The sequence below is a fragment of the Sphaerisporangium corydalis genome (assembly GCF_025506355.1).
Lineage (GTDB): Bacteria > Actinomycetota > Actinomycetes > Streptosporangiales > Streptosporangiaceae > Sphaerisporangium > Sphaerisporangium corydalis.
In genome coordinates, this window is sequence record NZ_JANZYP010000047.1 from 73,663 (window position 1) to 82,429 (window position 8,767).

Annotated in this window: 8 protein-coding genes; all 8 read left to right on the forward strand. The window is 67.6% G+C overall.

Translation table 11 applies throughout. The features are described 5' to 3' along the window. Window positions 1–106: 106 nt before the first annotated feature. Complete coding sequence (gene rplK, locus NYZ98_RS27915) at window positions 107–538, forward strand: 50S ribosomal protein L11 (protein ID WP_262846528.1); 432 nt, start codon at window positions 107–109, stop codon at window positions 536–538. Between the two features lie 65 nt (window positions 539–603). Continuing rightward, window positions 604–1,323: a 50S ribosomal protein L1 gene (gene rplA, locus NYZ98_RS27920; RefSeq protein WP_262846529.1), complete on the forward strand. Its 720-nt coding sequence runs from the start codon at window positions 604–606 to the stop codon at window positions 1,321–1,323. A 255-nt stretch (window positions 1,324–1,578) separates the two neighbouring features. Further along, the gene (locus NYZ98_RS27925; protein ID WP_262846530.1) at window positions 1,579–2,463 is read left to right on the forward strand and encodes a LolA-like protein; all 885 of its coding nucleotides are present in this window, start codon (window positions 1,579–1,581) and stop codon (window positions 2,461–2,463) included. Between the two features lie 377 nt (window positions 2,464–2,840). Continuing rightward, entirely contained in the window at window positions 2,841–3,407 is a 567-nt protein-coding gene (gene rplJ / locus NYZ98_RS27930; RefSeq protein ID WP_262846531.1) for a 50S ribosomal protein L10, read from the forward strand. Between the two features lie 90 nt (window positions 3,408–3,497). After that, a complete protein-coding gene (gene rplL / locus NYZ98_RS27935; protein WP_262846532.1) occupies window positions 3,498–3,887 on the forward strand; it encodes a 50S ribosomal protein L7/L12 in 390 nt (129 codons plus the stop codon). 269 nt (window positions 3,888–4,156) lie between these two features. Then, complete coding sequence (locus NYZ98_RS27940) at window positions 4,157–4,624, forward strand: hypothetical protein (RefSeq protein WP_262846533.1); 468 nt, start codon at window positions 4,157–4,159, stop codon at window positions 4,622–4,624. Between the two features lie 77 nt (window positions 4,625–4,701). Beyond that, complete coding sequence (locus NYZ98_RS27945; protein WP_262846534.1) at window positions 4,702–5,190, forward strand: hypothetical protein; 489 nt, start codon at window positions 4,702–4,704, stop codon at window positions 5,188–5,190. A 461-nt stretch (window positions 5,191–5,651) separates the two neighbouring features. Then, window positions 5,652–8,767: DNA-directed RNA polymerase subunit beta (gene rpoB, locus NYZ98_RS27950; RefSeq protein ID WP_262846535.1), on the forward strand; the 3,116-nt coding region annotated here is incomplete at its 3' end.

Here is an 8,767-nt window from a genome sequence, read left to right on the forward strand (position 1 = left end):
CTGTGGGGGTATCCCCGGGAAAGCATGGCCGCCCTGGCCGTCGCATGCCCCGGGGGCTCCCACCTCAGTGGGAGTTCCGTAGGAGTTAAGGACCCGGAGTAGGACAATGCCTCCTAAGAAGAAGATCGCGTCCCTGGTGAAGGTCCAGCTTCCCGCTGGTCAGGCCACGCCCGCGCCGCCGGTCGGTACCGCCCTCGGTCCCCACGGCGTCAACATCATGGACTTCGTCAAGCAGTACAACGCCGCGACCGAGGCGCAGCGGGGCAACATCATCCCCGTCGAGATCACCATCTTCGAGGACCGCAGCTTCACCTTCATCACGAAGACGCCGCCGGCGCCTGAGCTGATCAAGAAGGCCGCGGGTCTCGACAAGGCCAGCGCGAACCCGCTCCGCGACAAGGTGGGCAAGCTCACCAAGGAGCAGCTCCGCCAGATCGCCGAGACCAAGATGCCCGACCTCAACGCCAACGACATCGAGGCCGCCGAGAAGATCATCGCCGGCACCGCCCGGTCGATGGGCATCACGATCGCCGACTGACCCAAAGCAGACCGTGGGAGGGCCAGGCGCTGGCCCATGACCACATACTCCACAAGGAGAGAAACGTGAAGCGCAGCAAGGGCTACCGCAAGGCCGCCGAGTCGATCGACAGCGAGCAGCTGTACGCGCCGGTCGACGCGGCGAAGCTGGCCAAGGGCACCTCGGTCACCAAGTTCGACGCGACCGTCGAGGTGGCACTGCGGCTGGGCGTCGACCCCCGCAAGGCCGACCAGATGGTCCGTGGCACCGTCAACCTCCCGCACGGCACCGGCAAGACCGCCCGGGTCCTGGTCTTCGCGACCGGTGACCGTGCCGAGGAGGCCCGCGCCGCGGGCGCCGACATCGTCGGCGCCGACGAGCTGATCGAAGAGATCGCCAAGGGCAACCGCCTCAACGAGTTCGACGCCGTCGTGGCCACGCCGGACCTCATGGGCAAGGTCGGCCGCCTCGGCCGCGTGCTCGGTCCCCGTGGTCTCATGCCGAACCCCAAGACCGGCACCGTCACGCCGGCCGTGGCCAAGGCCGTGACCGAGATCAAGGGTGGAAAGATCGAGTTCCGGGTCGACCGGCACGCGAACCTCCACTTCATCATCGGCAAGGTGTCGTTCCCCGAGCGTCAGCTCCTGGAGAACTACGCGGCCGCGCTCGACGAGGTCATCCGTCTCAAGCCGTCCGCGGCCAAGGGGCGCTACCTCAAGAAGGTGACGTTCTCCACGTCCATGGGCCCCGGCATTCCGGTCGACCCGAACGTGACGCGGGGCATCACCGCCGAGCTCGACGCCTGATTTCGGACATCGGGGTTCCGGCCCCCTGCGGGGCGACGGGAATCCCGGCGGCCGGCAGATCGTGAAAAGGGCCTTCGCCTTCCTGGCGAGGGCCCTTTTTCACATTCCTTTGCGACGCGTTCTCCGCTGGTGGAGGCCGTTTTGCCCCATGTCGCCGCACCCGGGGCGGCCGAACCGATGAGCATAAGCCCCCGCACGGGGTAGTGCCGGAACGTAGGCTCGGAAGCAATTCCGGGGGATACGAAGGGATACCAAGTGAAGCGTCGAATGACACCCGCGATGGCGGCCGTGGGCTCGGCCATGCTGATCGCGGTATCAGCATGCGGCCAGACCACTCAGCAGGGCACCACATCGCTCGGCGCGGTGCAGCTCTCGGCGGCCGAGACGCTGCAGCAGAGCGCCAAGAACACCGAGACCGTCGACTCGTACACCGCTCAGCTCGCCTTGGACTTCTCCGCCCCCAAGGAGGGCGCCGGGTCGGTCAAGGGCACCATGGTCTACCACCAGAAGCCCCAGGTCGCCTCCGACGTGACGCTCGACCAGATCGACGTCAGCGGGCAGAACGTCCCCGGCGGCGTGCGGGTGATCCTTCTCGGCCAGACGGCGTACGTGAAGGTCGACCTGCTCACCAAGCTCATGGGCAGCGCCAAGCCGTGGATCAAGATCGACCTCGCCAAGGCGGGCCAGAGCGCCGGCGTCGACGTCGGCCAGTTCCTCAGCCAGGCCCAGCAGATGGACCTGCAGAGCAGCGTGAAGATGCTGACCACCTCCAAGGACGTCGTCCAGGTGGGCCAGGAGACCGTGGGCGGCGTCGGCACGACGCACTACAAGGGCACGTTCACCGTGGCCGAGGCCGTCAAGCAGCTCACCCCCGAGCTGCAGCAGAAGCTGCAGGGCCAGCTCACCAACGTCAAGGACATGAAGTTCGACGCCTGGATCGACGCGCAGAGCCTGCCGCGCAAGGTCGAGATGAACGGGGGCGCCGGCGAGGGCACCTTCAAGCTGACCTCGCTGTTCACCGCCTTCAACGAGTCCGCCGAGGTCACGGCGCCGCCCGCCGACCAGGTGGGCGACCTGCCCGACAACCTCGGTGACATGAAGGGCCTGGACGGCCTGGGCGCCACCGGCACCGCGAGCTGACCCTCCGGCGCGTCCCCCCCCCCCCCCCCCCGGGGGGGGGGCCCCCCGGGGGGGGGGGCCCCGGTTGGGGCCGGGGGGGCGCGTCCCCCGCGGCCCGATCGCGGGGGACGCGCCGGCCTGTCCGGTGCCCCGATTTGGCGCCGGGCGGAAAGTACCCGTACAGTGTTAACGCCGAAGACCGCCGGTCGTCGCTGAGCTGCTAATGGCTCAGTGGCCCAAGGATCCACCAGAGTGGACGGCCCGCGTAGGTGTGATGTGAGTTCCATCTGGATGGTTGATTTCGTCCGTATGAGAGCCCCGTGCGCCCGCGCCGGGGCTTGTTCTCTTTCTCGGGAGTCCCTGGGCCCTTCGCCGGTGGCACATCTGGAAGGAGGCCCATGGCGAGGGCGGAAAAGGCGACCGCGGTAGCCGAGCTCAAGGACAACTTCGAGAGCTCGAACGCCGCTGTCCTGACCGAGTACCGCGGTCTCACCGTGGCGCAGCTCAAGCAGCTGCGCACCACTCTCGGTGGGAATGCGAAGTTCGCCGTGGCGAAGAACACGCTGTCCAAGATCGCGGCCAACGAGGCCGGGGTCACCTCCCTGGACGACCTGTTCCAGGGTCCGACAGCGATCGCGTTCGTCAACGGCGACGTGGTCGAGGCGGCCAAGGGTCTGCGTGACTTCGCCAAGGCCAATCCCCTCCTGATCATCAAGGGTGGTGTCGTCGACGGCAAGTCGATGACCCCGGCTGAGATCTCGACGCTCGCCGACCTGGAGTCGCGCGAGGTCCTGCTGGCGAAGCTGGCCGGCGCGATGAAGGCGAAGCAGTCTCAGGCCGCCGCCACGTTCGCCGCGCTGCCCACCACCATGGCCCGGCTCGTCGAGGCTCTGCGCGTCAAGCGCGATGAGACCGGCGGAGCCGAGCCCGCGGACGCGGCGCCCAGCGACGAGGCCGGCGAGTAGGTCGGGCGCGAAAGCGACCACATCAGGGGATTCAGGCGCATACCGCGGTCAGTTTCCAAGTTTTGCACTTAATACGGAGGAACCACCACCATGGCGAAGCTCAGCACCGACGAGCTGCTCGACGCGTTCAAGGAGATGACCCTTCTTGAGCTCTCCGACTTCGTGAAGCTCTTCGAGGACACCTTCGACGTCAAGGCCGCCGCCCCGGTCGCCGTCGCCGCTGCCGGCCCGGCCGGCGGAGGCGCCGCCGCCGAGGAGGTCGAGGAGCAGGACGAGTTCGACGTCATCCTCGAGGCCGCAGGCGACAAGAAGATCCAGGTCATCAAGGAGGTCCGCGCGCTCACGAGCCTGGGCCTCAAGGAGGCCAAGGACCTCGTCGACGGTGCCCCCAAGGCGCTGCTGGAGAAGGTCAACAAGGAAGCCGCGGAGAAGGCCAAGGCCGCCCTGGAGGGCGCCGGCGCCACCGTCACCGTCAAGTGACCTCTCGCGTCTGAAGCTCCACACCAAAAGGGGCGGTCCACCCAGGTGCCGGGTGGCCGTCCCTTTTGGTTTGCCCGGAAAGCGGATGATCGCCGATGTGGATCTTTATACCGGGTTATGATCCGGCGACCGGCTGACCGGTTGGCCTCCGCCCCCGAGCGCGCCCGTGTCCCCGTGGCGCCGCGCGGCGGCCACCGGACGATTGGGGGGAACTGGTGGCGCTCCACGCGGCTCGATCCCCTCGGAGATCGCGTTTTCCCCTGGTCGTCGTGCTGCTCCTCGTGCTGATCGCCGTCCTCGGCACCGCCTGGATCCGCGTCGGCGGCGACCTCGACGACGCGCGGTCGGCCGCCCGCGACCGCATGGCCGCCGTCCAGGCCGCCGAGCGCTACGCCCTGACCCTGATGGCCGTGGACTACCGCACGGTCGACCGTGACGTGGACCGGGTCCTGGCCACCTCCACGGGCGAGGCCAAGGTCGACTACGCCAGGGACGCCGAACGGCTGAAGGCGGCGACCCGGCTGAACCACGCGGTGCAGACCGGGGTGGTGCGCGCGGCCGGCCTGGTCTCGATCGACGCGCTGCGGCGCTCGGCGCGCGTGCTGGTGGTGGCCGACTCGGTGATCCGCTGGGACGGCGCCAAAACCCCTCCCCAGGACCGCTACTACCGCTGGAGCATCCAGGTCACCAAGCTCGGGGCGGCGTGGTGGGTCTCGAAGCTGGAGCAGGTCACATGACGGGCGAGCGGGCTCTGGAGCCCCTGGAAGGCGGTCCGCGGCGTCCTCGGCGCTCCCGAGGCCACATTGCCGCCGTCGTGCTGCTCGGGCTTCTGGCGGCCGTTCTGGCGGTTCTGGCGGCGGTCGGCCATCTCCGCCTGCGCGAGCTGCGCGACAGCGAGTCCTCGGCGGCGGCGGCCCTGGCGGCCGCCCGCACGTTCGCGCCCGACATGCTCTCCTACGACTACCGCACCATCGACGCCGACCTCGCGCGGGCGCGAGGATACGCCACCGGCGACCTCGCCGACCACTACCGCGAGCTGGCGACGGTGCTGGCGCCGGAGGTGAGGCGGCAGCAGACCGTCCAGCAGGCGGTCGTGGCCGCCGCGGCGGTGGAATCGGCGACTCCCGACCGCGTTCAGGTGTTGCTGTTCATGAACATGGGAACGACCAAGGTGTTCCCGGGCGAGAAGCAACCCCAAAAGCAGGTCGTTCAGAACCGCGCCCGGTTCGTGCTGGTCAGAGGCCAAGGCCACTGGCTGGTGTCCGAGTTGTCCACGCTGATCGGCAACGCTCCCAACGGATGAGGATCTCCTGACCAGGGCTCTGGACAGGAACCGGCGTGGCGCGTTATTAAATTGTTAGTAAAGCTTGGGTTTGCGGAACGCAGTGCAGGGGATGACAAACGGCACGACAGCGTCGTGGGGCGGTAAGCCTTCGACCCTCCGTGTCACTGAGCGTTAGCCGATCACCTTCGCGGGTATCGTCTGGATCCGGCTGGCCGCTCAGTCTCCCGAGGGGAAGAAAACCCAGCGTGACGGCCATGGGTTCACTCGAATCCGGCTTCACGGGCTTGACGTTTCGCCGCTGACGGGCGATGCTGCGTCCAACGTGGAGCGCAGAGCGAGACTGAAGTGGACAGGTGTATGCCCATCGGCTACACTGCCCCTTTGCGCTGCCCTTTGACGACCCGCTTCTCTAGGTAACTTTGATGCATGGTCGTCTGGCGTGCGTGTAGTCAGTCCGCGAGCCCTCGGAAGGACATCTGTTGGCAGCCTCGCGCAACGCCTTCGCCGTACCCGCTGGTCCCCGCCGCGTATCTTTCGCGCGCATTCAGGAGCCGCTCGAAGTTCCCGATCTTCTCGCCCTGCAGACCGAGTCCTTCGACTGGCTGCTCGGCAACGAGAAATGGCGGTCGCGGGTCGAAGCGGCTCGCCAGGCCGGGCGCAAGGACGTTCCGGCCCAGTCCGGTCTCGAAGAGATCTTTGAGGAGATCAGTCCCATCGAGGACTTCTCCGGAACGATGTCCTTGTCGTTCCGCGACCACCGGTTCGAGCCTCCCAAGTACTCAGTCGATGAGTGCAAAGACAAGGACATGACCTACTCCGCCCCGATGTTCGTCACGGCGGAGTTCATCAATAACACCACAGGCGAGATCAAGAGCCAGACCGTGTTCATGGGCGACTTCCCGCTCATGACCTCGAAGGGCACCTTCATCATCAACGGCACCGAGCGTGTCGTCGTCTCGCAGCTGGTGCGCTCCCCGGGCGTCTACTTCGACCGGTCGGTCGACAAGACCTCCGACAAGGACCTGTACGGCTGCAAGGTGATCCCCTCGCGCGGTGCCTGGCTCGAGTTCGAGATCGACAAGCGGGACAGCGTCGGTGTGCGCATCGACCGCAAGCGCAAGCAGGCCGTCACGGTCCTGCTCAAGGCGCTGGGCTGGACCAGCGAGCAGATCCTCGAGCGTTTCGGCCAGTACGAGTCGATGCGCGCCACCCTGGAGAAGGATCACACCTCCGGCCAGGACGACGCGTTGCTGGACATCTACCGCAAGCTGCGCCCGGGTGAGCCTCCGACCAAGGAGTCGGCCCAGACGCTGCTGGAGAACCTGTACTTCAACCACAAGCGCTACGACCTGGCCAAGGTCGGCCGTTACAAGATCAATAAGAAGCTCGGTGTCGACGCCGAGATCAACCAGGGGACGCTGACCGAAGAGGACATCGTCGCCACCATCGAGTACATCGTGCGGCTGCACGCCGCCGAGACCTCGATGCCCGGGTCGAACGGCGAGATCGTCGTCGAGACCGACGACATCGACCACTTCGGCAACCGGCGCCTGCGCACGGTCGGCGAGCTCATCCAGAACCAGGTCCGCCTGGGCCTGGCCCGTATGGAGCGCGTGGTCCGCGAGCGGATGACCACCCAGGACGTCGAGGCGATCACGCCGCAGACCCTGATCAACATCCGCCCGGTCGTGGCGTCGATCAAGGAGTTCTTCGGCACCTCCCAGCTGTCGCAGTTCATGGACCAGACCAACCCGCTGGCCGGCCTGACGCACAAGCGGCGTCTGTCCGCGCTGGGCCCGGGCGGTCTGTCCCGTGAGCGGGCCGGCTTCGAGGTCCGCGACGTGCACCCGTCCCACTACGGCCGGATGTGCCCGATCGAGACGCCGGAAGGCCCGAACATCGGCCTGATCGGCTCGCTGTCGTCCTTCGGCCGCGTCAACTCGTTCGGCTTCGTCGAGACCCCCTACCGCAAGGTCGTGGCGGGCCGCGTCACCGAGGACATCGACTACCTGACCGCCGACGAGGAGGACAGGCACGTCATCGCCCAGGCGAACACCCCGCTCGAGGCCGACGGCCAGTTCGCCGAGGACCGCGTCCTGGTCCGCCGTAAGGGCGGCGAGGTCGAGTTCATCCGGCCGAACGAGGTCGACTACATGGACGTCTCGGCACGCCAGATGGTGTCCGTGGCGACCGCGATGATCCCGTTCCTGGAGCACGACGACGCCAACCGCGCGCTCATGGGCTCCAACATGCAGCGCCAGTCGGTGCCGCTGCTCAAGAGCGAGGCCCCGCTGGTCGGCACCGGCATGGAGTACCGCGCCGCGACCGACGCCGGCGACGTCATCACCGCCGAGAAGGCGGGGGTCGTCGAGGAGGTCTCGGCCGACTACGTCACCGTCATGAACGACGACGGCACGCGGACGACCTACCGCGTGGCGAAGTTCAAGCGCTCCAACCAGGGCACCTGCTTCAACCAGAAGCCGATCGTCCGCGAGGGCGACCGCGTCGAGGTGAACCAGGTCGTCGCCGACGGCCCGTGCACCGACACCGGTGAGATGGCCCTCGGTAAGAACCTGCTCGTGGCGTTCATGCCGTGGGAGGGGCACAACTACGAGGACGCGATCATCCTGTCGCAGCGTCTGGTGCAGGACGACGTGCTCTCCTCGATCCACATCGAGGAGCACGAGGTCGACGCCCGCGACACCAAGCTGGGCCCTGAGGAGATCACCCGGGACATCCCGAACGTCTCCGAGGAGGTCCTGGCCGACCTGGACGAGCGCGGCATCATCCGCATCGGCGCCGAGGTCGTGCCCGGCGACATCCTGGTCGGCAAGGTCACGCCCAAGGGCGAGACCGAGCTGACCCCCGAGGAGCGCCTGCTGCGCGCGATCTTCGGTGAGAAGGCCCGCGAAGTGCGTGACACCTCGCTGAAGGTGCCGCACGGCGAGATGGGCAAGGTCATCGGCGTCCGCGTGTTCAGCCGCGAGGAGGGCGACGAGCTCCCCCCCGGCGTGAACGAGCTGGTCCGGGTGTACGTGGCCCAGAAGCGCAAGATCACCGACGGGGACAAGCTGGCGGGGCGTCACGGCAACAAGGGCGTCATCTCCAAGATCCTCCCGGTGGAGGACATGCCGTTCCTCGAGGACGGCACTCCGGTGGACATCATCCTCAACCCCCTGGGCGTGCCCGGCCGTATGAACGTCGGCCAGGTGCTGGAGACCCACCTCGGGTGGATCGCCGCCAGGGGGTGGGACATCACCGGCGTGCAGGAGGCCTGGGCCGAGCGGCTCCGCGACAAGGGCTTCGGCCAGGTCGCGCCGCGCACCAACGTCGCCACCCCGGTGTTCGACGGTGCCCACGAGGAGGAGCTCACCGGCCTGCTCGACAACACGCTGCTCAACCGCGACGGCGAGCGCATGGTCGGCGTCAGCGGCAAGGCACGGCTGTTCGACGGCCGGTCGGGGGAGCCTTTCCCGCACCCCATCTCGGTCGGCTACATCTACATCCTGAAGTTGCTCCACCTGGTCGACGACAAGATCCACGCCCGGTCGACCGGCCCGTACTCCATGATCACCCAGCAGCCGCTCGGCGGTAA

Excerpts from the sequence above, each read along its gene's own strand:
- rplK (WP_262846528.1), top strand. The coding sequence starts at position 107 with ATGCCTCCTAAGAAGAAGATCGCGTCCCTGGTGAAGGTCCAGCTTCCC.
- rplJ (WP_262846531.1), top strand. The coding sequence starts at position 2,841 with ATGGCGAGGGCGGAAAAGGCGACCGCGGTAGCCGAGCTCAAGGACAAC.
- rplL (WP_262846532.1), top strand. The coding sequence starts at position 3,498 with ATGGCGAAGCTCAGCACCGACGAGCTGCTCGACGCGTTCAAGGAGATG.